At 51.3% G+C, this 22,086-nt stretch carries 23 protein-coding genes; 13 read left to right on the plus strand and 10 right to left on the minus strand.

Annotated features, from left to right (window positions below; genetic code table 11):
• Window positions 1-50: 50 nt before the first annotated feature.
• From AC1XDK_RS26795 to AC1XDK_RS26830, 8 genes are all read right to left on the minus strand, one after another.
• A complete protein-coding gene (locus tag AC1XDK_RS26795; protein ID WP_483353073.1) occupies window positions 51-347 on the minus strand; it encodes a DUF3006 domain-containing protein in 297 nt (98 codons plus the stop codon).
• Window positions 344-1,771, minus strand: a complete 1,428-nt coding sequence (locus AC1XDK_RS26800) for a lamin tail domain-containing protein (RefSeq protein WP_483353074.1) — start codon at window positions 1,769-1,771, stop codon at window positions 344-346. Before AC1XDK_RS26800 ends, AC1XDK_RS26795 begins: the two co-directional genes overlap by 4 nt.
• A 232-nt stretch (window positions 1,772-2,003) precedes the next feature.
• Entirely contained in the window at window positions 2,004-2,630 is a 627-nt protein-coding gene (locus tag AC1XDK_RS26805; RefSeq protein WP_483353075.1) for a restriction endonuclease, read from the minus strand.
• Window positions 2,631-2,634: 4 nt separating this feature from the next.
• A complete protein-coding gene (locus AC1XDK_RS26810; RefSeq protein WP_483353076.1) occupies window positions 2,635-2,991 on the minus strand; it encodes a winged helix-turn-helix transcriptional regulator in 357 nt (118 codons plus the stop codon).
• An 83-nt stretch (window positions 2,992-3,074) separates the two neighbouring features.
• Window positions 3,075-4,556 carry an outer membrane protein assembly factor BamB family protein gene (locus AC1XDK_RS26815; RefSeq protein ID WP_483353101.1) on the minus strand — a complete coding sequence of 494 codons (1,482 nt, stop codon included), beginning with the start codon at window positions 4,554-4,556 and terminating at the stop codon, window positions 3,075-3,077.
• 21 nt (window positions 4,557-4,577) lie between these two features.
• Complete coding sequence (locus AC1XDK_RS26820) at window positions 4,578-4,838, minus strand: twin-arginine translocation signal domain-containing protein (protein ID WP_483353077.1); 261 nt, start codon at window positions 4,836-4,838, stop codon at window positions 4,578-4,580.
• A 474-nt stretch (window positions 4,839-5,312) separates the two neighbouring features.
• Window positions 5,313-6,161 carry an HAD family hydrolase gene (locus AC1XDK_RS26825; RefSeq protein WP_483353078.1) on the minus strand — a complete coding sequence of 283 codons (849 nt, stop codon included), beginning with the start codon at window positions 6,159-6,161 and terminating at the stop codon, window positions 5,313-5,315.
• A gap of 6 nt (window positions 6,162-6,167) precedes the next feature.
• Window positions 6,168-6,731 carry a winged helix-turn-helix domain-containing protein gene (locus AC1XDK_RS26830; RefSeq protein WP_483353079.1) on the minus strand — a complete coding sequence of 188 codons (564 nt, stop codon included), beginning with the start codon at window positions 6,729-6,731 and terminating at the stop codon, window positions 6,168-6,170.
• A gap of 109 nt (window positions 6,732-6,840) precedes the next feature.
• On the opposite strand from AC1XDK_RS26830, the gene AC1XDK_RS26835 reads away from it, so the two are divergent.
• The 4 genes from AC1XDK_RS26835 (at window position 6,841) to AC1XDK_RS26850 (ending at window position 11,803) form a co-directional block, all read left to right on the plus strand.
• The gene (locus tag AC1XDK_RS26835) at window positions 6,841-7,578 is read left to right on the plus strand and encodes a DUF7509 family protein (RefSeq protein WP_483353080.1); all 738 of its coding nucleotides are present in this window, start codon (window positions 6,841-6,843) and stop codon (window positions 7,576-7,578) included.
• Window positions 7,579-7,887: 309 nt separating this feature from the next.
• A complete protein-coding gene (locus AC1XDK_RS26840) occupies window positions 7,888-8,073 on the plus strand; it encodes a hypothetical protein (protein WP_483353081.1) in 186 nt (61 codons plus the stop codon).
• Between the two features lie 3 nt (window positions 8,074-8,076).
• Window positions 8,077-9,687, plus strand: a complete 1,611-nt coding sequence (locus tag AC1XDK_RS26845) for a sodium:solute symporter family transporter (RefSeq protein ID WP_483353082.1) — start codon at window positions 8,077-8,079, stop codon at window positions 9,685-9,687.
• A 34-nt stretch (window positions 9,688-9,721) separates the two neighbouring features.
• Window positions 9,722-11,803 (plus strand): oxidoreductase, encoded by a 2,082-nt coding sequence (locus AC1XDK_RS26850; protein ID WP_483353083.1) that lies wholly within the window; start codon window positions 9,722-9,724, stop codon window positions 11,801-11,803.
• 100 nt (window positions 11,804-11,903) lie between these two features.
• Here the strand turns inward: AC1XDK_RS26850 and AC1XDK_RS26855 are convergent, their stop codons facing one another.
• Window positions 11,904-12,305 (minus strand): hypothetical protein, encoded by a 402-nt coding sequence (locus tag AC1XDK_RS26855; RefSeq protein WP_483353084.1) that lies wholly within the window; start codon window positions 12,303-12,305, stop codon window positions 11,904-11,906.
• A 184-nt stretch (window positions 12,306-12,489) separates the two neighbouring features.
• On the opposite strand from AC1XDK_RS26855, the gene AC1XDK_RS26860 reads away from it, so the two are divergent.
• The 7 genes from AC1XDK_RS26860 (at window position 12,490) to AC1XDK_RS26890 (ending at window position 18,937) form a co-directional block, all read left to right on the plus strand.
• The gene (locus AC1XDK_RS26860; protein ID WP_483353085.1) at window positions 12,490-12,732 is read left to right on the plus strand and encodes a hypothetical protein; all 243 of its coding nucleotides are present in this window, start codon (window positions 12,490-12,492) and stop codon (window positions 12,730-12,732) included.
• Between the two features lie 270 nt (window positions 12,733-13,002).
• Window positions 13,003-14,049: a Gfo/Idh/MocA family protein gene (locus tag AC1XDK_RS26865; protein ID WP_483353086.1), complete on the plus strand. Its 1,047-nt coding sequence runs from the start codon at window positions 13,003-13,005 to the stop codon at window positions 14,047-14,049.
• Window positions 14,046-14,828, plus strand: coding sequence for a sugar phosphate isomerase/epimerase family protein (locus tag AC1XDK_RS26870; protein WP_483353087.1), 783 nt, complete (start codon window positions 14,046-14,048; stop codon window positions 14,826-14,828). The genes AC1XDK_RS26865 and AC1XDK_RS26870 overlap by 4 nt, the downstream gene beginning before the upstream one ends.
• A 272-nt stretch (window positions 14,829-15,100) precedes the next feature.
• Window positions 15,101-16,402: an extracellular solute-binding protein gene (locus tag AC1XDK_RS26875; RefSeq protein ID WP_483353088.1), complete on the plus strand. Its 1,302-nt coding sequence runs from the start codon at window positions 15,101-15,103 to the stop codon at window positions 16,400-16,402.
• Between the two features lie 155 nt (window positions 16,403-16,557).
• Window positions 16,558-17,400 carry a carbohydrate ABC transporter permease gene (locus tag AC1XDK_RS26880; RefSeq protein ID WP_483353089.1) on the plus strand — a complete coding sequence of 281 codons (843 nt, stop codon included), beginning with the start codon at window positions 16,558-16,560 and terminating at the stop codon, window positions 17,398-17,400.
• 50 nt (window positions 17,401-17,450) lie between these two features.
• Window positions 17,451-18,275, plus strand: coding sequence for a carbohydrate ABC transporter permease (locus tag AC1XDK_RS26885; RefSeq protein WP_483353090.1), 825 nt, complete (start codon window positions 17,451-17,453; stop codon window positions 18,273-18,275).
• Window positions 18,276-18,307: 32 nt separating this feature from the next.
• Window positions 18,308-18,937 (plus strand): hypothetical protein, encoded by a 630-nt coding sequence (locus tag AC1XDK_RS26890; protein ID WP_483353091.1) that lies wholly within the window; start codon window positions 18,308-18,310, stop codon window positions 18,935-18,937.
• A gap of 204 nt (window positions 18,938-19,141) precedes the next feature.
• Here AC1XDK_RS26890 and AC1XDK_RS26895 read toward each other — a convergent pair whose 3' ends face one another.
• On the minus strand, window positions 19,142-19,483 hold the full coding sequence (locus AC1XDK_RS26895; protein WP_483353092.1) for an ArsR/SmtB family transcription factor: 342 nt from the start codon (window positions 19,481-19,483) through the stop codon (window positions 19,142-19,144).
• A gap of 253 nt (window positions 19,484-19,736) precedes the next feature.
• On the opposite strand from AC1XDK_RS26895, the gene AC1XDK_RS26900 reads away from it, so the two are divergent.
• On the plus strand, window positions 19,737-20,753 hold the full coding sequence (locus tag AC1XDK_RS26900) for a family 10 glycosylhydrolase (RefSeq protein ID WP_483353093.1): 1,017 nt from the start codon (window positions 19,737-19,739) through the stop codon (window positions 20,751-20,753).
• Between the two features lie 110 nt (window positions 20,754-20,863).
• Window positions 20,864-22,075 carry an ABC transporter ATP-binding protein gene (locus AC1XDK_RS26905; protein WP_483353094.1) on the plus strand — a complete coding sequence of 404 codons (1,212 nt, stop codon included), beginning with the start codon at window positions 20,864-20,866 and terminating at the stop codon, window positions 22,073-22,075.
• Window positions 22,076-22,086: the final 11 nt, after the last annotated feature.

Genomic DNA, 22,086 nt, shown 5'->3' on the forward strand with positions numbered 1-22,086 from the left:
ACTACCTCTAGAACCCAACCAACATATCTCCCTATCCACTGAACGCCTACTTACTCGGTGTCTTCATGTGGTCGACGCGCTAACCGGTCGAACTGCTCTTGAGCAGCATCTGCTCGCTCTTCTGTTTCCGTTGGCTCGTACTCAATCTCAACCACTGTGCTCCCGTCAACAGTAACTGTGAAAATCGCGTCTTGATGGCGTTCAGATTCTGGAAGATCATCACGCTGAATGACGAGCTCATCAACAGTCTCGCCGTCCGATTCGAGGAGTAAGACAGCCTGTTCCTCTTCAAATCGATCAAGAACGGCAGTGAACGTCTGTGGAGAGTCTGTATTCTCGTCAGTCATTCGTAGGTCTCCCGAAGTATAGTTGTCCCCTCGGTATCCACGACAATGACGGTATCGCCTCCGTTGTTCCAAATTGGCTGACCTGAGTTCCAGTAGAGGTCGGTATTTGTATTTGTTCCACCCCCAGAGTGGACGGTGATCTGCTCACCAGGGCTGAGAGTAGTTCCTGTGGGAATGGTATACCTGTGATCGGCTTCATCACTGAGTTGCCATCCACCGAGGACGAGGGGTTTGTTCCCTGTGTTTTTCAAGACGAGGTACTCATCGTTGAGATTGTCAGCGTCATCCCCTGCGGCATCAGCATGGACCTCGCTGAGATGTAGTGAACCAGTCGGTTGTGACGACGTCGGTGTCAACGTTGCGGTTATGGTCGGTGAGGGAGTGGCAGGCCTATCAGTAGTCCCGACAGTGATCGTTGTTCGTGCCCTTACTGGTGCAGTGTCGCCTGGTTCAATCGGTGAGGCTGCTCGAAGGGAGTGTGGATTGGTGGGTGCTTTTGCTTGTGTTTTCACAGTGATTTGCTTGCCAGTGCTTTCGAGCACGATATTGCCGTGGACAGCTGTCCAATATGTCGGGATGTTGTGTACCGCGAGACGGTTGAGTGTTTCTTCGTGTGGATGACCGTATTGGGAATCGTAGGCGCTCGAAATTACAACGACTCGCGGAGTGACAGCATCCAGGAATTCGTCGCTACTACTGGAGCGACTACCATGATGACCAGCGTAGAGTACCGTCGAGTTGAGTGCCGAGCGATGGTTCTCGATCATGTACTGCTCTTCTTGCTGGGCAGCGTCACCTGGCAGGAGGAAGCTCGTCTTTCCGTACGTGACTTTGAGAACGATACTGTTCTCGTTGCGTTCTTTGTTGGCGATATAGGAGGCTGGTGGAGCGAGAACTCTTACAGTGGCACCCTCGAACTTGATGTTGTCTCCCGCTTGGGTTTTGTAGAGCGTAACGTTGTGTCGTTCGACAGCATCCAGGTAGCGTTGGTACGTACTGGAGCTGGATGCAATGCCTGGATCATACACGGCTCCAATACCGTTCGCTTGGGTTTCGTAATAGTTGATGATGGCTTCATTGCCGCCGATATGATCAGCGTCTGCGTGGGAAGTGACGAGATGGTCGATACGAGTGATATTGTGCTGTTTGAGATACTGGAGAACGGTCTCACCGTCGTCACGCCAATCGCCAGAATCGATGAGCATGGTTTTACCCGTCGGTGAGACGATGAGTGTGCTAGCGGACTGGCCAACATTGATGAAATGGACTTCAAGTGAACCGGGAGATGAAGTAGACGTGGTTGCGGATGTTGCCGGTGAGTTGGTAGAGGTTTGTGTCGGGTTAGATGGACCGCTCCCAGCGCACCCGGCAAGAATGACGAGGGTTGCTATGAGAAGTGCAAGAAACACCCGCTGATTTCGCATACAGCGTTCACGTTAAACAGCAGTAAATAGGTTGTTCCATCACTGGTGACGAAATCGACGAGAAGGTTTTCAAGTATCCTATCCGCGCCACGACGGCCCTGAACGAGTCCTAGCCCGTGGCTGACCTTAGCGCACCTACTTACGGCAGCCTCTGATAAGATGTTCGTTCCAATTGTGTCTGTCCAAGGTGACCAATTCTAGTGACTCTGGTTTGAGAGCACAGTTAAACGGGTCACAGAGGAACATGTGTGAAGATGTAGAACGCCATATAGGCGAGTACACCTAAAATCAGCAACAATCGAGTGGCCGCGATTAGTGCCTCACCAGTACCCATTTCATCGCCTATTGTATTCTCCGGTGTTTCACTACTTGATGAATGAGTTTTGTTGGATACAGTATTGGATTGCTGATCGCTCTGAGCTTCGATAGCATACTCAGACACTAATGAATCTGCGTTCAGTTGGTGAATGAGTCGGGAGAGATCCTGCCCGTTCACCAATTTGACGTTCAGTCGGTCGGCTAATTCTCGTGCCTGTTGTGTATACCCACTCGTAGTGACGATGACGACAGTGTCAGTCCCTGGCTCTTGCTGTCGAAGACTGCTATATTGTTGAATCGCTTGTGAACCCACCTTATTCCCTGAATCATAGCGTTTAGCCTGCAGCACATGTTTTTGTGGAATCGGCTGGTCATTCGTTGCGATTATATCTATTCCCCGGTCGTTCGACTGCTGAGAAACCTTGGTTTCCCATCCCTGTCGAGTCCAAAGATCGGCAACGAACTGCTCAAACGCATATGGCTCAATTTGCTGGAGCTGTTCATGATAGGATGGAGTATGTGCATTATCGCGTGTTGCCATCCTGTTAGCCTCGAAGTTTGTCGATGAGTCCTTTGGTTCTCTTTGAAAGGACTTTCAACCCCTCCACTCCGTCGCGGATGGCCTGATCGAGGTCTGCATCGAAGTCTTCACCCTGATTCCAATCTGGATTCGCTCCAAATCCCCACGCCCCGTTCATCCCAGCCGTGGACTCGAAGCCTAAGTCATGGTTCAATTGTTCGATTTCAGCGTGCATTGCATCGATGTCGTTGAAACGACTGAGAACAGAACTCACGTATGATGAAGAACATCCCACCCGATTAGCAATTTCTGATTGCTTTAGACGTGGGTTGTTGTACGCTGTAATCAATATTTTCCGTTGTAGTTCTGTCTTTTGTGCCATTACCAATATAAAATAGTAATGATTTAAATATGTTTTGGAGGTGTGTATCGATCAAATTCCACTGTATAACCCCTATCGGCCAACTACTTTTGCGGTGAACGGTTGTTAAGGTAGGCACCTAGACTTGCACCAAGTCCGCCAATGAAGGCAAGAGGCGAGTGCCAGCGACGGTCCCGGATAGAGAGTAAGGAATGATCAGCCGTTGGTGGTGTTGACACTACATTTGCAATATGAGTATCCCGAGAAACGAACGGCTCCACGCCACCGGTGTATGTGTCTGGATTTTGCCGCCTGGCATTAGATCTGCTTAGAGTCCTTTGATCCGGTTTGTTATCCGAACTGTTTCTCACGGTTTCTGAGCCGTTGTCGGGAATTGATTCACCACACTGAGTGCTCTCTAACGCATAGAGATCCGGGTAAAAATCCCCAATCTCGATCGTAGCTATGAATACATCCCTGTTTACGATAGTTGGCGGTGTTAAATAAGCGTCAGACTCGGCATTGATAGCAGAAACCCATTTTTTTGAGCCTGTCTCCGTATCAAGTGCATAAATTGCAGGAGTTCCCCAGGAGGGTTCAGAATCATCGAAGGATTCATGATATTTGCTTGCGAAATATATTGTATCATCGGTTACTGTCGGTGCTGCTTCAACTTGAGCAGGTGTTTCAAATCGCCAGAGTTCGTCACCAGACACCCGATCAAATGCATAGAGAGTACTATGGGAATCGAAATATTCTCCTTGAGATTTGTAGACAGGGTCAAAAATATCATTGGTGTACGAACGAGTAAGAACATACAATCGACTTTCATCGACTGCAGGAACACTAATATACGGTTTTCTTTCAACAGTATAAGTATCTCTCTCTGTTCCGTACTGCGTTGTTGGTGCTGTTCCACGCGCAGGAGCAGGCGATTGCCATAGTATGCTTCCATCGACTGTGGAAAGCGCAGAGACAGTTAGCGATGGCTCCTTCTCGCGAGTACGACTTGTTACGTATATCGCATCTGGGGTTATTGCTGTCCCTACTGGTTGATCAAGGGACTTTTCCACTCGCCACTGATTTGTTCCTGTTGTAGCATCGCGTGCGATAATCTCTGTTGTGGCTCCCGTTGAGTCCCCTGAGCTGGTATACAGAGTACCTCCAGTGACACCCATCAACCGATCTTCTCCTTCGGTCTCCCAAATCGACTGACCAGTGGCTGCATCAAGGGCACCCCCTCCAAAATACACCCGATCGTCCATCACTTCAATAACTGGTGTACCAAGATCCGCACGGCGCCACTGAATCTCCCCAGTTGCGGCATTTATTGAATAAACGCCCATATGACCTTCATGCTCATAAGGAGGTTCCTCTCCAGAACATGAAACATATAGCGACCCATCAGAGATGATTGGTTGTGAGTTAGGTTTCCCCAATCGGCCACCTGTTTGAGATTCAGAATTAAGCTGAGTTTCAGCAGGAATTTTGTCTTGTTTCCATAACTGTTCACCGCTCGCCACATCATACGCAATCACTGCTCCATCCGTTACGCCGACACTTTCAGTGATACTAAGATAGGCGATGCCATTTGCGACAACTGGACTCTAAGAATCAGAATCCCCAGAAAAGTAACCGGAAGAACCATCTCTCCATCGTGACCGGAGGTACAGGCCAGCCGGTCCAGCGGCATGTGTCGCTCGTGTTTTCCCGGCAGTCCCTAATGGTGTTGACCAGCTATTTTCTGGGGCAAACACATCTGCTGCCTCTGAGGGAGAGGTAGCACCTCCCGTGCCACTGCTCAAAAGCATAGCTCCGGTTGCAGCACCAGTCGTTTGAAGGAAGGTCCGTCGGGTGATTCGTTCCATGTCACTGAATTATAAACCCAAATAATAAGCTTTGTGACTATTGCAAAGAAGCAAGAGAATATTGTTGTGGAGTTCGGGACCCTCTATGTGTTTATCGCTTGTGAACTAGCTTTTCTCCCGTTTCTTTTGGTGTCTACATCAAATTTCCGACTTGAATATGATGCAGGTGTGACAAAAACTTCCCGTGAGCCACGCACCGCAAAGTCGATCCTCGTTAACTCCGAGTACATCTCGGATCTGTGGCCAGATTGGTTTACTTTTGTTATTGCCCATTGCAGTGGATGTGTCGGTAATTAGCTACTGTGATACAGGAACCAAATCGCGATGCCGGAACCAAACATCGATTTCGACCGTGTAATTGGCACGAGACGATTGTCTCAATCGGATTGTAAAATTGTTTCGTCGTAACAGGAATGATTCAAGTTGGATTATGATATGAGGCGGTATAGTAATTCAACCCAATTTCATTCCATTTCATAGTGCTTCCAGATCATCGATCGCTCTATCAGTACAGATACCTTCGATGGTCAATCGAAGGAGTGATCCCAATCTCCCATCCTCGCCATACGATGGTGTATTGAGATTGTCAGCCCGCCTTGGTGACCCAATATCGAGAATTGCTCGTTGTTTCGCTGATTCGTCACTATCGACAACGCCGAATACACGACCTCCTCGATCTTTGACCAAGGAAAAGCACGGGATATCGGTGATCCCATCTCCCACGTAGATCATATTCTCGAACGGAATCCGACGCTTCTCCGAAGCGACCTCGTCATTCACCTGGTATGGGTTTTCCCGCGCAGTTTCTGGAGAGATCCCCTTATTAATCTCGTAGAGATACCGGGTTTTATCTGTGAACGAAATTGGACGCTGAATATTCGTGACAACACCGTCTGAATCAGTATCTAACCGCGAGGCATACACTGCCTTACAACGATCTGCGATAGTCGTCCCCTCAATAATTGGTTCGAGTCCTTCCGAGATGACGTAGTACTCTACGTTTACGTCCTCGTACTCATCTGTAATTGTGTCTATATCGTCGAAAAGGTAAGGAAGTCCTGGGTACAGTTGCTCGTCCAATTCTGCACCAAGCGAGTTAAGATCCGCAATAGAGAGTTCGCCAAGTGGTTCTCCTTCCCCAACGTTTTCGAGCAACAACGAGAGATAGGCGACAGTCGGATCATATCCCGATCGGACTCGAGACTGAAAGTCAGTGAACCAGAATTCCTCTGGGTCTATGTCGTATTCTTTCAGCAGCTGTGTCGTTGAGTCTGGAGCGAGTGTATCGTCGAAGTCAAAGATCAGCCCAATAGTTGTAGTCATTCGATCTCACCCCTGACTGAGTGTCCGTTGGAAGTCTCTCCGTTTCGAACGGAGATCATTTCGGCGATCTTGCAGGGCAGTCGTCTCGTCGATATCTGCCGTTATGATCGGGCGTAGTCTTGTGTCATCTGGCATTCCATCGACAAGTTCGGGGTCCCCGAGTATCTGATAGTATTCGTCATGGGCATGGCCATCAACGATGTGCTCGATATCGCTACCAATCTCTTGCTTGCCTAGCGTGGTGATTCGATAGTAGGTTTGCCTCCCATCAGCGCCTTCTGGTGCGGGGATTTTAGCGACGAGGTTTGCATCGAGAAGATCCCGCAAGTGGTACTGGAGATCGTTACTATCACGACCAGTCTCTTCGGCCAGTCGTTTCCGTGAGATCTGGTCATACTCATAGAGTAAGTACAGGATGCTATATCGAGTTGGGTCTGCTAATGCCTTCTTTCGCTCGATGTGTGGTTCTAACGAGTCGATTTTTCCACTGAAGAGACGTTGTTCGACATATTCAGTGACATCACCCCGGTCCAATGCATCGAAGGTTGTTGGCTCATAGACCCCAGTCATCACAACTGGTTCTACAACCTCTCCCTTGATTAGGTTAACGAATTTTAACTCAAATGTCCTACTTTTCTCTGAGACGGTATCTATTCCTTATTTCAGTATCTATAGCCGAATGATGAAGCGTCGGGATTATGGGTTTCAATTCAAAGGAGAGTCGGTATTTTCGTACGTGCAACGGGACGCTCCTGAACCAGAGGAATCCCAACTGGATGAGGACGTTTTTGTGTACGTGATGGGACCCTATACTGCATTTGACGCCGCGTACGCGTACTCTGATGGAGAGGAACTCAAATCACCATTCATTGAGGACCCACTTTTTGACCCAGAATTACACATCACCGATGATGACCGAGGAAGCTATGAAGTAGCGCTCGATGATCTCTGTGCGACCCTTCGTGAGGAATTTGGTGTCCGTGCTTTCCTTGCCACTGATATCGACATTCCAACCGAGAAAGATGCTGCTGAGGACGAATTATCGAAGCCAGTACTTACCCAATCTATCGAGTTTGCCGCTGTCAGTGATGCTGTTGTGTTCGTGTTCACACCAGCAGGCCTGACAACGGGAGCTGGGTCAGAAGTTGGTGCGATACTTGGGGAGTTCCATCTACGACAGGGAAACTCCGAACCGATTCGAAAACCGCGTGAGCGATTCCGGATTTTCACAACTGAAGAGTTCAGTAGCGCAAGCATCGACGAGGTTCCATGGACGTATGGTGTTGATACGATCGATTTCGAAGATCAAGGGGACTTAGTGAGGAAGATCCAGCATTTCCTTGCAAATTTAGAGCGACAAGACCCTGATCGACCGCTCCCAATTTTTATCCCACATGTAAAGGGGAATAGTGGCTAAAATCGCGTCGCCGTCTGCCACATTCAGACGATCCCTTCCTCGGTCGCTTTGTCACGGTTGACACGGTGGAGATGGTAAATATCCTGTCTGACTGCCTCCCAATTGGTGATGTCTAATCAGATCTGTTCTGGATCCCCGTACTCTACAAGCTAAGTAATAATAGCCAAAGCAGAGTAATTTATACCGAATTTTGATTAATCTTTAATAGAATCCGTTTCCACCGTATGGATGGTATGGTTGAACAAGGTAACCGACTGCACCAGCAGTTACGATCTCACAATCGGCGTCGAAGAGAGGAGGGACAGTAAGATGGTGGCTCTGATATGGCTCATGGGGTTTCCATCACCCGTTCTGGAATTTTTCGCTTTCGGGGTTCTCCTCTTTCTCGTGGGTGCACTGATGCTCGCACAGAACATCGAAGACGTCGCTGGCATTGAAGGAACGGACGTCCAACGGCGGCAGCAGGACCACGACACGAACGTCATGGAGGACTAATCCATGAAATGGGTTATCCTCCAATCGTGGGGAGAAAACCTCGGTGTACACTACCAGTCGACCACTGCGATGGTCTTTTTCATCCTGTTCTCGTTGTTGATGCTTGGCATTGGCTTCGTGGCAAGTCGACACATGAAGAGTGAAGAGGATTACTACGTCGCAGGACGCAACGCCGGAATTTTCGTCATCGCCCTTTCTATTTTCGCGTCAACACAGAGTGGATGGGGTATTGTTGGCCTGTCTGGAACTGTGTACGCTATCGGTACCGAGTTCATGATGTGGGCGACGACGGTTATCGTTTTTTCCTTCGTCCTCTCTTACTGGCTCGTCGGCCGGAAAATGCGCGTCCTCGGAACGACCGTCAATGCAATTACCGTTTCCGATGCGATGTACCATCGGTTCGAAGACGAGCGAGTCCGATTGCTTGGAACGATTGCTGTCTTTCTTGGCTCGATGGGGTATCTCGCCGCACAATACGCCGCGCTAGGAATCATTATGTCGATCATCTTCCCCGTCGGTTTCATCACGGGGCTCATTACCGGGTTGCTTGTCGTCGGGATTTACACTGTCATCGGTGGTGTCCTCGCAGCGATCTGGTCGGATGCGATTCAGGGTGTGATCATGGCACTATCCGGTGTCCTGACCTTTGCATTCGTCGTCACCTCGAACCCGGGCGGCGTCAGCACGATGATCAGTACCGTCCAGAGTGACTTTCCACAGTATTTCCAATTCACAATTCTTGGCGGCAATGGACTCGCCTCAATCGGCCTCTTGCTCTCGATTTTAATCATCAATCTCACACATGCTGGACAACCCCAAGCGATCACGAAATTCTACATGATTCGCCGGGTGTCGCTGTTGAAGTGGGGTGCGCTCATTTCGGGCGCAGCCTACCTGATGACTACACTCTTCTGGTGGGCTGGGCCATACGTACACGCTGCAGTTGCGCGTGGTGACATCCAGAACTTCGACAATCCAGATTTGGTGTTGCCACTTGCGCTCATCAATTTCGCACCGGATATCGTGACCGCCTTTGTGCTCACGGCGATCGTCGCTGCGATCATGTCCACGAGCAATGCATTTCTCAACGTTGGCGCGTCGGCTATCACACACGATTTCATGAAAGAGTACAGGGGAACTCGCATGACCGACTCTCAGGAGGTACTGTACGGACGGATTGCGACGGCAACAATCCTAATCATCGCGGGCGTGATCGCCGCGACATTCCCTGGTCTGATCTTCGTTCTCGGAGCCGCCGGGTGGGCCATCTTTGCCACGGTCATCTTTCCTGGAGTGGCACTCGCGTATAACTGGAAGGGAGCGACCACCGAGGGGATTCTTTGGGGTGGTAGTGTGGGGCTCGTCTTGACGCTGCTCCTCGCCTATGGTGGCCAGTATTTCGGGTGGACGATCCCGATGGGCTTCCTCGGTGGCCAAGTCGCCCAAGTAATCGGTATTACCGTGTTCATCCTCGTGTCACTGGTCACATCGACCGCCACCTACGAGCAATTAAAACCGGAAGTGAAGGCGGTCTTGGACACTGGACGGCTGAAGGGCGGTCGGCTCCCGCAAAGCGTCGCCACCGACGGTGGTGAAGAACAAATCGACGAATGACAAACGACCACATCCAAATCAAACATCGATTTCAATGACAAAGGAAACAACAGACGTTTCGATCGTAAGTGAGACAGACCCGAACGACTACCAATACGAACGACTGTTCGAACCGACAAGCATCGGCGGCGTCGATTTACGCAATCGCCTGATGATGACCGGTCATACAACGAACTACGCTCGTGGCTCTGAAATCACAGATACGCTCATCGACTACTACGTCGAACGCGGAAACGGTGGTATCGGACTCATCGTGATGGCCTATCTCGCGAATCACCCCAGTTCGATGTCCGGGAGTGCGATTCGCGGTTGGGACGACGATATCGTCCCCGGACTCCGACGGTTGACCGATGCCGTTCACGACACTGGTGCGAAGATCTTCTGCCAGAATCTCCACTACGGCCGCCAGATGACGAGTCTCCTGAGCGAACAACCGGTCCTGTCCGCTTCCGATATTCCGGGGCCGGTGAACCGGGAGATGCCGCGCCAGATGACTCGAAAGGAGATTCGAGAACTCGTCGACGGGTACGCGACGACCGCCGGTGTCATCCAGCGTGGGGGATTCGATGGCGTCGAAATTCACTCTGGGTATGGCGGGTACCTGCTTTCGCAATTCATCTCACCGTACTCAAACGAGCGAACGGACGAGTACGGTGGTTCCCTGGAGAACCGGCTGCGAATCGTGTACGAGACGATCGATGCTGTTCGCGACGAAGTTGGCGAGGATTTCGTTGTCGGCCTGCAAGTCAATGCAATGGATGATGCTCCGCATGGCATGGGTGTCGATGAGTACGAAGACGTAGCACGGCGACTCGCAGCGACGACCCAGATCGATTACCTCGTCGTGAAGGCCGGAACGTACCAGAAACAGGATTACATCGTTCCGGATATGCAACGGGAGCATGCGCTCCTTGCACCGCTCGCCAAGCGCATCCGTGCGGTTGTCCAGGAGGAAAATCCGTCGATGACTGTCGCCACGACGGGCCGGATTACTGACCCTCGTCAGGCGGACCAAATCCTGCAAGAAGAGGCTGCGGATCTCGTCTCAATGACGCGCGGTCACATTGCCGACCCACACATCGCACGCAAAGCACAGGAGGGACGGCTCGACGAACTCATCGAGTGTATGGGGTGCAATCAAGGCTGCATTCAACGGATCTACGACGGTGCAGCCTGTCGATGTGTGTTGAATCCAGCAACAGGCTTCGAAGCTGAACTCGGCGCTGGGACACTTACGGAGACGGCGACTCCCAAGGACGTACTCGTGATTGGTGGTGGCCCCGCCGGAATGAAGGCCGCCGAAGTCGCCGCTCGTGCCGGACATCGCGTTACCCTTTGTGAACGAGATGAAACGCTCGGTGGGCAGGTCCGATTCGCCAAAGAAATCCCGAATAAAGAAGAGTTCGAGAAACCCATTCTCTGGCTCCAAGAAGCACTCGATCGTGAGAATGTCGATGTCAGAACTGGTATCGAGGTGACGGCTGCGTACGTTGAACGTGAGTCTCCTGATGCAGTGATCGTTGCTACTGGGTCCTCACAGCCGACTTTCCCCCGAGGATATCACGGGCTGGGAATCCGCGAGAACGATATCCCGGGATGGGACGGTGCGCGGGTAGTGACGAGTTCACAAGTACTCGCTACACAGGTGGATACTGCAGGCGAAGATCGGTACGAGGATCCTGGTGAACACGTCCTCGTCGTTGACGATGGCGAACACCACTGGAAGGGCATCGGGACTGCGAAATTCCTCGCCGAAGACGGTCGAACGGTGCATTTCGCACAACCGGGTGGAGATCCGGGTGGTGACCTCACTGGTCCGACGAAAGCGAAGCTCCACCGTGATCTCTTCGGAATGGAGACTCCCATAGAGATTCACACCTTTGCGACTGTCAGTAGTGTCGAGTGGCCGACCGTGACGCTCGACAAACGTGGGAAATCAGTCGAACTTACTGACCTCGATAGCGTCGTACTTGCCGGTTTCCATCGGGCAAACAACCACCTTGAACGGGCATTGTCGAATGTCGTCTCAGACGTTCGCGTCGTCGGAGATGCAGTCGCTGCGCGGACGATCAAAGAAGCTATTCACGAAGGAGAGCGTGCAGCTCGGGAGCTCTGATGTAACGTCGGGTTTGCACGTGATAGTACGCTGGAGGAGTGGACGAAGAAAGTGCGTGAAGGGCACGGGGGTCGACAGGTTATTCTCCACTTTGCAATAATTATCCTCGCTCGACGCGTTCGATTGTGACGAGGTCGCCATCGGTGAACTTCGCTTCGTACGCGTAGCTTTCGCCATCAATGTGGTGGTGAAACTCGAGGATTCCATGATAATCGGTATCTGTCCACCCGTCCTGGATTTTCCGAAGACTTCCCACTCCTTCATGCCACTCTTTTTCGAAGCCATCGAGCTCATCGTCGTACTTTGGACGCTCTGTTTCCGGAACACTCTCGTAATGTGCTTCTTCTTTGAACAGCCGTCTATCCATCGTAATCGTATAGACGTCCATCCTCGGCTGTCTGAACGTCTTCGTCTGCCAATCGACATCGGTCGGGTCGCCATTGAACTCTGGAAGGTCAATCTTGAGTCCGTCTTCGATACGAACGTGATCGTACAAGCCCATCGCGTCTAACGGTTCTAATTCCCCCGTTAATACACTTACTCGACCTTGTGACTGCAACTCATATGTCCGGAAAACGGCGGGAGTTGAGTTCGAAATGGCAGTCGAGATTGCGGAGAATCGGAACGCGACGTGAAGTTTTGTACGATGGGGCGATAGGAATTACAGGCATACTGGCGAACTCCCGATGGCACTTCGTGATGAAAACGACTGCATGGACTATTGGGTAGAGGCACTGATCGAGCCGGGGATGTGTACGTTGCAACAGCAGACGTATCTCCGGGTGCACGCGTGGGGGCTGGATGACGATGGTCCATATACGGTACCAGCGACACTTGCTGAAGTCGAGCCGTTGTTGATTGGGCTTGCTTACGATGTCTATCCAAATCAGTTGTTGAACAAGAGTGGGACGCCTCATGATGCGTTATGAAAATCCGCTCTCAGTGAGGAGTTCAGAAAATGTGTAACGGCCGTCATAGAATGAGAATATTGAATTACGAATTCATCACATTTGGTCAATGAAGCGCGAGCTAAGTGGGGTATGAATCCACTTTGACATTCGGATCTGGAGAGGATACGTAGTTTTTTGAAACGCGTAGATATTCGATGGTTTCCAAATATCGACTGTTCTAATCAAATTTGAGGAAGACATTAATTGGGAGTGTTGAACGACAGTTGCGTGAATATGGGACAAGAGATCATGATTTCCTCCGAAACCGAGGGTCTTGAGACCGAGAATCTACGAACAGCAGTTATCGGTACCGGAGCAATAGCGCAACGGCTTCACATACCTGCATATCGAACGAGCGATTTAGTCGACCTCGTAGCCGTGTGCGACGTTGAGGAAAAGAAAGCTGCGACGGTCGCGGAGGAATTCGAGATAGATTCATACTATACGGATTACACTGAGATGCTCGAATCAGGCAGTGTCGATGCTGTCAGTGTGTGTCTTCCGAATCATCTACACAAAGAAGTCGTCTGTACCGCTCTCGAACACGATATCCTCGTTCTCTGTGAGAAGCCGATCAGCACATCCTTGGCAGAAGCCGATGCGATGATCGACGCGGCGGATGCCAGTGAAGCATTCCTGATGATCGACCAGACTGAACGCTTTAACCCAGTGTATGAGAAGACCAAAGAGGTACTCGAGAAGGGAGTGATCGGCGAGGTGCTGTCAGTGCGAAGTCGGTTTAGCCATCCTGGTCCGGAAGGATGGTCACCGCGGTCGACGTGGTTTACGGATGCAGATACGTCGGGCGGTGGTGCGCTCATCGATATAGGCGTCCACAATGCTGACCTCATCAACCATCTGTTCGGGTCGGTTTCGTCTCTATCGGGGTATAGTGACACCTTATCGATGGACGGAGACGTCGAAGATACGGCTGTCGCTGCTCTTCAGTTCGAAGATGGTGTACTTGGGACCTTTGAGACGGCGTGGCGAACGGATCCCGAATCTATCGAGATGCAGATCGTCGGTGAAGAAGGCGTCCTCTACGTCGACAAAGTCGCACCGTCACTTCGGCTCGAATTGGGTAACGATTGTGGAACCGTCGACGTTCCGATTCCGGAGCAATCCAAATACGGCGGTCCGGTAGAACACTTTATACAATCGGCCAGAACCAACAGCGAACCGACCGTAACTGGTCGAGATGGAAAACGCGCACTCGAAGTCGTAATGGCCATCTATCAATCGTCGGAATCCGGGCAACGCGTTCACTTCCCGCTCGAGACGGAGGTGGACAAATGAAGCTCGCTTGCAGTTCGTATTCTTACCACGACGAACTCGAAGACGAGATGTCTCTCGAGGAGTTCCTCGAAATTTGTAGTACAGAACTGGAAATTTCGGGCGTCGAACTGCTCGACGGACATCTTCCAGGAGATGATGAAAAGACGATTGGGGAGGTTTCGGATCTCCTTTCAGAGTACGATCTGGAGATTGCATGTTTATCCGTCTTTTACAACGACTTCGCCAAGGGATCACCCGAAGAGCGACGTGAAGACGTCGAGGTGGTCAAAACGTGGTTGGATCACGGCGATCAGCTCGGCGCACCCGTGCTCCGAGCGTTCACCGGATTTCCGAGGCTCCACGACCGCGAACACGATGATCCACAGGTGTGGACAGATGTCGCGACGTGTCTACAGGAGTGCGTCGACTACGGTGAGACCGTTGAGACGACGCTCGCTGTTGAAAATCATAACCACGATGGTCTCATTCGGACGGCAGACGACATCTTCCACATTCGAAGCCTCGTGAACGGTGACCTCGGTCTTGTTCTAGACTTGGCAAACTACATCGATGGAAAGCCATCGATCGACCGAACCTTGCATTTAGCGGATCACGTCCACGCGGCGTATGATGATTTGGCTGAGGATGGATCTGAGCCGAACTATCCCTACTACGACGAATCACTGACGGCGCTGTCTGAGCAGGGGTATGACGACTTCGTGACGCTCGAATACGAGGGCGAAGAGGATGACTTCGAGGCGGTCCCGCAGGCAATAGAGTATCTTCGTGGGTGTCTCTAGCGACAAGCTCTCCCCTCTCGATGTCGACCGGTATGCAGCCGATTGTTTTCTCAAAAATAAAACGGGGAAATAAAGGATTTCTTCCCTATCGTCGTTCGGCTATGCCTCTCTTCCAGTGCGAATACATCGGTCGCTGGCGTTGAACTATCGATATCTCTCAAACCCGTTTGATGCAAATCAAATTCGAGAGCGAAGTTTATACATCACAATTGATTGCACAGTTGTGAAGCAATCACATGACGAGGCACAATACACTTCGACGTCGACAATTCGTGAAAGCCACAGCCGGTACAAGTACGGCAGCGATGCTCTCCCTCGCTGGTTGCACAGGTGGGCTGGGTGGTTCCAGTGGTGGATCAGATGGGGAGAAAAGCGGTAAAACCGAATTTTGGTCGTCACCAAACAAAGAGGAATTGGCGTTCCACAACAATGCAAAGAAAGAGTTCCTCAAATCCCACGACTCGAAACTGAAGGTACGGCCGGTTCCCGAAGGGGATAGCTCCGAACAAGTGGTCCTGTCGGCACTTGCATCGAATACTGAACCCGACGTATTCGCAAACGTGTTCCCTGGATTTGCCGCGCAACTCCAGGAGAACGGCGCTGCAAAGGACCTCTACGAAATTGATGGCGTAAAGAATTTCCTGACCGATCGGTGTGGCAAGACAATTTTGAAACGCTACGAAGCACCGGATGGTGGTCTTTATCAGGCACCGTGGAAGGCAAATCCAGTGTTGTTCCAATATAACGACACCGTTCTCAAGAAGGCCGGTTATAAAAACTCGGACGAGTACCCGACGACGCTGTCTGGACTCCTTGAGGCTGGAAAGAAGATCGTCGGTGATAGTAACGCAAAGGTGCTCTGGGATCGGGCACCGAAACCGACGTGGTACGAGCGTTGGTTCGACTTCCTCCCGTTGTACCTTGCCGCATCGGAGGGCAAGAAATCAATGTTCACACAGAAAGGAGATTCTGTCGAGCCTGCCTTCAATAACAATACAGCAAAGACAGTCCTCCAATTCTTCCAAGATCTCTATAGCGCCGATCTCGCCCCCACACAAGGGAGCGAGAAGCCGAAATTCCCACACAATGAAGCAGTCATCAATACTGGCGGGCCATGGGTTATCCCGTACTTCGAAGGCGTCAACAAGGACGTCTCGATGTCGCACATGAACCCCCCAGTTCCGGACGGAACCAAACAGAACAGCCACACGTATGCAGACCCGAAGAACACCTCGATTTTCGCGTCGGCCAAACAGCCAAAGCAAGCCTGGAAGTTCGTGAGTTTCGAGCAACAATCGAAGTGGGACACGAAATTCCTGAAGAAGACGCTCCAACTACCGCTTCGAAAGGATCTCGTCAGTTCTGCAAGCGGCTTCTTTGAGAAAAATCCTAATATCAAACCGTACGCACAGGCACTCAAGACATCACATCCACCCGCGTACACGCCAGATTATACGAAGATCATGAACGTGTTTGGCGAACAGTGTTTCGTACCCGTTGCGTTGGGGAAGAAACCACCACAAAAAGGGCTCGACGACGCTGAGAACGGTATCAATCAAGCACTCAACGGATAGTAACGAATTCAATATCTATGCCAGACGCAACAACTGAACCAGGGACAAGGAAAGCGGATACAGCGACCACGAAAAGTGGATTTCGCCAGCGGATAGCACACCTGCCCCTTCTCGGAACTGCAACCAAGCGTCTTGGGGATCACGACGATAACTTGATGGGATGGGCTCTCATCGTACCGTGGTTCCTCTGGGCGTCGGTGTTCCTGATCTTTCCGTTCCTGTTCGCACTCTACTTGAGCTTTCACGAATGGTCCATCATCAGCCCCGAAACACCGTTCGTTGGGATCGACCACTACGTGCAATTACTGACGAGCGAGCTCTTCTGGAAACTCCTCAAAAACACGTTGTACTTCTTCGTCGTGAACGTCCCGACACAGATAGTGCTTGCTCTCGGCGTAGCGGTGTTGCTGGATCGGATCGTTCGCGGACGGGCACTCTATATGGCAGGGTACTTCGTTCCGTATGTCACGAGCGGCGTCGTCGTTGCCGTCGTCTTCAAGTGGATTTACGCGCCGGACGGGTACATCAATCAGATGCTCGCTGTTGCGGGAACGGAGATCAACTTCCTCGGCAGTACCACATGGGCAATGCCGGCCATCGCGATGATGGTATCATGGAAGTTCATCGGCTACTACGCGATCATCTTCCTTGCGAATCTGCAATCACTCCCGGAAACGATCTATGAGTCGGCATCGCTCGACGGTGCCAGCGAGTGGCAACAGTTCCGCTACATCACCCTCCCGTTGTTGAACCCGAGTATTCTGGTAGTAGTGATCCTCTCGACGATTACAGCGTTCCAAATCTTCACCGAGCCGTTCATCATGACGAGCGGTGGGCCAAACGGCGCAACCAAAACGTTCGTTCTCGTTATCTACCAAAACGCCTTCTCGTATCTCGAGATGGGCTATGCGAGTACGATTGGTGTGATCCTCGCGGCGATGATCTTTGTCATCAGCTACGTCGAACGTAACTACGTCGATCAGGAGGTGTCGGTATAATGAGTATCGAATCCGATAACTCCGGAGTGTTTGCCGACGGTCACGAACGATTGTCCGAGCTTTCGGGGAAGAAAATACTCGTGTATATCGTACTGACACTCGGAGTCATCCTCCCAGTATTCCCGTTCGCTCTGATGGTCTCGATGTCGTTTAAGCCTGCAAATGACATCTACTCGTTGCAGGTGATCCCATCGACATTCACGTTAGAGAACTATCGATTCCTCCTCGAAAACGTCCCGATCGTTCGCCAGTTCATCAACAGTATCATCGTCACGGGAGCCGTGGTCGTCTCGGTAGTCATCACGTCGTGTATCGTTGCCTATTCCCTCGCGAAACTAGATTGGTATGGACGTAGTGTTACGTACAACTTCATCCTCGCGACAATGATGATTCCCGGAATCCTGCTTTTGATTCCGCAGTTCGTCATCATCGTCAAACTCGGGTGGGTCAATACGTATCAGGCGATGATTGCCCCCTTCGCGATAAGTTCGTTTGGGATATTCCTACTAACCCAGTTCTTCAAACAGTTCCCTGACAGCCTCATCGATGCCGCACGGATGGACGGGTGTAACGAACTCGATATCGTCTTTCGTATCGTGTTGCCCAATTCGATGCCCGCTATCGCAACGGTCGCGATTTTTACCTTCATGAACCGCTGGAATCAGATGCTCTGGGACCTCATCGTGATCAAAAACGAAAGCATGTACACTCTGCCGGTGAGCATTACCTTGTTCGCCAAAACAGGTCTCTATGGCAATAGCTTGGGACCATTAATGGCGGGTGCAACACTCCTCGCACTCCCAACGATACTGCTGTTCTTGCTGCTACGGCGGTATTTCATCAAGGGAGTCACAATGTCCGGGCTCAAAGCATAGCTGTACGATTATCCACCACGAATTCCAAATCAATGGTTGTCGACACTCATCGAAATCGGGTCAACTTCATCGGTCTCTCAAAAGAGGCCATCGCCGCAGCGTATCGATCACTACCGATCATCCTCATCGTGAGCGTTTGCTGGTGCCTTCTAGCACCGACCATCATTCTCCTCGGTCCAGCGACCGCCACCGCTGTCGCCGCCGCTGGAAACGTACTCCGTGGAGATCGGTTCCGACTACGCACCGCTCTGTCCGTATTTCGACGGTGTTTCTGGCGGAGTCAACTCCCACTCGTTCCGACGTTTGTTCTCATCGATATCGCAGGTCTCTCGTGGATTCAATTCCAGCGAACCGGTGAGATTGCATACGGTCTGCTCGCCTTTTTCTCGGTCGATATACTGATCGTTCTCTCGGTGCTGTTGCTGTATTACTATCCGCTCCTGGTCGATGGTGACCGTTCTGCTCGCAAGACAGCTCGGCGGTCCGCTGAACTCGTGTTAGGACAGTTGGTACCAACCATCGGGTTGGCCACTTTTTGTCTCTCGATCGGTCTCTTATTCGGTTTTACCGTCGCTGGGTTCGTGCTGCTCGGACCGGGTTTGATCGCGACTGTTCTGATGCTTGCAACTCGGTATCTCTCAACGGGAATGGGGTCAGAATAACACAGCCTGCAACGAAACTCCTAATCACGTTCTCACTGCTCCCGATAGATTGACCCGTGTGGATTACTTGGAGTCGTTGAGACAATTCCAGGCCTCTGGTGACAAGGATAGCCGATTGCTCGTCTAATCGACGGTGTACTCGCGTTGGGATTCATCTATTATTTTATTCACGACCGATAGCTTTGGTACGTGAGAAAAACGACGTTAGATATCGCTTAGATCGACCGTGATTTCGTCGACCGCAAGTGAGATTTCTTTTTCGACGCCACCATTGTCACTCACGTTGAACCGTGAGGCAGCGAGTCCGGCTTCCTCAAGTTGCTTTACGTGAACCGAAACCGTCCCCTTCGAAAGACCGACCAGTTCGGTGAGTTCGTGGATCGTTCGTGTTTCAGTTGATAATGCCTTGATGATATTCCACCGTGTCTCGGACCCCATCGCTGTCGCAACCGAAAGGATTTCTGACCCGTCGGGTTCGAGCGTTCGTCGGGGGCGAGGCTGAGACCGTGCATTGGGGACTTGCCGAGTAAAGCGTGAATTGTTCATAGTCAGTGACGGATGTTTTGTGCCGTGTGAGAGTGACTCTCTATCGGTATGTATTGAAATTAGGGGCCATATTCGATAATATCCAAAGATGTTTGTTTGAGACCGAGGATGGAAGATTTCGGTCGATACGAGCCATAGAGTTAAACTTCCGTATGTATTTTATTGGAATATTGCGATGTCTGAAGGGAACACAGCCGATCCATGGTGGAACGCTCAGTTACTACGAGCAGTAACTCTCTACCCGTGGTCGACGATGCAACCCGACGCGGAATTGAAACGACTCGCCAATAACGGTGTGAACACGATTTTCGTTATCACGAAAGAGAGTGATGGTCGGGTGTTCTACGATTCCGACGTCGCACCGAACCAGGTCCCCGGCCGGGATTTACTCGGCGAACTCGCCGATGCTGCAGCAGTTCACGACATCAATATCGTTCCGACGATGTTCGTCCTGTGCGATAAATATCTCCTAGAACAGTACCCTGAAACCGTCCAAGTAGCAAGGGAAGGAACGGAGATCAGATACCCGAACGTCTCGGCTGAACACATGCACTGGGCGTGCCCGAGTCACGAGGTTGTCTCGGATCACCTGCAAGCAATTACCAACGAGATCGCGGACTACGACGTTGATGGAATTCAGTTCACTCATTTCGAATTTCAGCCGATCGGCAACGGTGAGTCCAACTATCTCTCCTGTTATTGTGAGAAATGCCGGGAGCAATATGAACTCCAAAGCGTCTCTGAACGGTCATCAGCATGGATCGACCGACGATGTATGCAGATCGATTCGCTTCTCAGGAAACTGAGCGACCCGTTCCGCGAACGTTCGGACTTTCTCGTCAATATTGAGTTAGAAGCGTTTTCAAACCTCGAAACGGCCGTCGATGACAGTCGGAAAATGCTTGGCGTCGACCAGCGTGACGTCGCGGAATACGCCGATATTCTCTCCCCTCGGACGGCACACATCGACCTCGACATGCATCCGGTGTGGATTCGTGAAGTCGTCCGGTCGCTTCGCCAACAAACGAATACGCCGATTACACCATCGATACGTACTGGACGGGGCGAGCGACCGTTCAATCGGTTGGAGGATGACGAACTGGTTAGTGCGATTCAACTCGCACTACACGGCGGTGCACACGGGATTTCACTCTTTTCCGATGGTGCGAACATCGGTCGATTGACCTCCGAACAGTGGGACACGGCAACCGAGATGTTCGACGAACTCGATTACTTTGATCGAGAATATGGACCAGCAGGGACGCAGTAGGCCGAATTGGCCGATCTCGACTGTTGTTTGAATATTTCCAAAAATGTTAGCCACCACTCCATCTCGAGGCCAATCGTTTTGGTACCTGTTCACAGACTACATAATTAGTCATGGGTACGCTTCGGATCGATCATTTGGTCAAGTCATTCACAGCAGCGGACAGTGTCAACGAAGTCGTCGCGGTCGATAACCTGGACATCACCGTCGAAGAAGAAGAGTTTCTAGTCTTACTCGGACCGAGTGGCTGTGGAAAATCAACCACGCTTCGGTGTATCGCGGGGCTCGAAACACCGACGTCTGGCTCTATCCGCCTCGATGAGACAGACATTACGGGGAATTCGCCACAGCAACGGGATATGGCGATGGTGTTCCAAGACTTCGCACTCTATCCGCATATGACCGCTGCGGAAAACATGAGCTTCGGATTGAAGATGACGACCGATCTGTCGGACGAAGAACGAATGGACCGTGTCAACGAAGCAGCGTCCATCATGGATATCGAAGGAATCCTCGATAAAAAGCCAGCCCAGGTATCCGGTGGACAGAAACAACGAATCGCGCTCGGCCGTGCGATCGTTCGTGACCCGGAAGTGTTCTTGATGGATGAACCGTTGTCAAATCTCGACGCGAAGCTTCGTGCCCAGATGCGAACCGAGATACAGCGGCTCCATCGGCAACTCGGTGTGACGACGATTTACGTTACGCACGATCAGACAGAGGCGATGACGATGTCCGATCGTATTGCGGTGTTGAATAATGGGGAACTTCAGCAGATCGGCACGCCGGATTATGTCTACCATCATCCCACCAATCAGTTCGTCGCCGGATTCCTCGGTGAACCATCGATGAACTTCCTCGAGGTCCAACTCAGCGAGACGGACGACCAGTATGTCTTGACAGCCGACGATGCTACTACCACGTTTGCGTACCCAATCGACGAAACGATCGTCCAGGAATGTGATTTGACTATAGGCCAGCGGCTGACTGTGGGTGTGCGACCGGAAGACATCTCGGTAACGGACGATGAAGGGACGAACAATCATAGTCAGACCGCGATGCTTGACGTCGTCGAGCCGATGGGGAGTGATAATTTCCTCTATCTTCTCGTTGGTCAGGAATCGTGGACTGCCCGCGTAGATGAAGATGTGGAGCTTACAGAAGGAGAGCAAGTAACGTACTTCTTCGAGGAATCGGACCTCCATCTCTTTGCAGATGATGGCACTACACTCAAATCTGCAGGACTCGGTGAGGATGCTTTCCATACTGGTTCCGATCAAGAGATGGTTGTAGAGCCGACGCAGTCCGTAGATTCACAGGCGTAAGGAAAGAGAGT

Source organism: Haladaptatus sp. HS23 (genome assembly GCF_056892285.1).

Bases quoted from the DNA above. Each gene is read 5' to 3' on its own strand.
- AC1XDK_RS26895 (WP_483353092.1), bottom strand. From the start codon at position 19,483: ATGAACAATTCACGCTTTACTCGGCAAGTCCCCAATGCACGGTCTCAG.
- AC1XDK_RS26900 (WP_483353093.1), top strand. From the start codon at position 19,737: ATGCAACCCGACGCGGAATTGAAACGACTCGCCAATAACGGTGTGAAC.
- AC1XDK_RS26890 (WP_483353091.1), top strand. From the start codon at position 18,308: ATGGTTGTCGACACTCATCGAAATCGGGTCAACTTCATCGGTCTCTCA.
- AC1XDK_RS26905 (WP_483353094.1), top strand. From the start codon at position 20,864: ATGGGTACGCTTCGGATCGATCATTTGGTCAAGTCATTCACAGCAGCG.
- AC1XDK_RS26830 (WP_483353079.1), bottom strand. From the start codon at position 6,731: ATGACTGGGGTCTATGAGCCAACAACCTTCGATGCATTGGACCGGGGT.
- AC1XDK_RS26800 (WP_483353074.1), bottom strand. From the start codon at position 1,771: ATGCGAAATCAGCGGGTGTTTCTTGCACTTCTCATAGCAACCCTCGTC.
- AC1XDK_RS26880 (WP_483353089.1), top strand. From the start codon at position 16,558: ATGGGATGGGCTCTCATCGTACCGTGGTTCCTCTGGGCGTCGGTGTTC.
- AC1XDK_RS26870 (WP_483353087.1), top strand. From the start codon at position 14,046: ATGAAGCTCGCTTGCAGTTCGTATTCTTACCACGACGAACTCGAAGAC.
- AC1XDK_RS26860 (WP_483353085.1), top strand. From the start codon at position 12,490: ATGGCACTTCGTGATGAAAACGACTGCATGGACTATTGGGTAGAGGCA.
- AC1XDK_RS26820 (WP_483353077.1), bottom strand. From the start codon at position 4,838: ATGGAACGAATCACCCGACGGACCTTCCTTCAAACGACTGGTGCTGCA.
- AC1XDK_RS26840 (WP_483353081.1), top strand. From the start codon at position 7,888: ATGGTGGCTCTGATATGGCTCATGGGGTTTCCATCACCCGTTCTGGAA.
- AC1XDK_RS26865 (WP_483353086.1), top strand. From the start codon at position 13,003: ATGATTTCCTCCGAAACCGAGGGTCTTGAGACCGAGAATCTACGAACA.
- AC1XDK_RS26850 (WP_483353083.1), top strand. From the start codon at position 9,722: ATGACAAAGGAAACAACAGACGTTTCGATCGTAAGTGAGACAGACCCG.
- AC1XDK_RS26825 (WP_483353078.1), bottom strand. From the start codon at position 6,161: ATGACTACAACTATTGGGCTGATCTTTGACTTCGACGATACACTCGCT.
- AC1XDK_RS26835 (WP_483353080.1), top strand. From the start codon at position 6,841: ATGATGAAGCGTCGGGATTATGGGTTTCAATTCAAAGGAGAGTCGGTA.
- AC1XDK_RS26795 (WP_483353073.1), bottom strand. From the start codon at position 347: ATGACTGACGAGAATACAGACTCTCCACAGACGTTCACTGCCGTTCTT.
- AC1XDK_RS26805 (WP_483353075.1), bottom strand. From the start codon at position 2,630: ATGGCAACACGCGATAATGCACATACTCCATCCTATCATGAACAGCTC.
- AC1XDK_RS26810 (WP_483353076.1), bottom strand. From the start codon at position 2,991: ATGGCACAAAAGACAGAACTACAACGGAAAATATTGATTACAGCGTAC.
- AC1XDK_RS26855 (WP_483353084.1), bottom strand. From the start codon at position 12,305: ATGGGCTTGTACGATCACGTTCGTATCGAAGACGGACTCAAGATTGAC.
- AC1XDK_RS26845 (WP_483353082.1), top strand. From the start codon at position 8,077: ATGAAATGGGTTATCCTCCAATCGTGGGGAGAAAACCTCGGTGTACAC.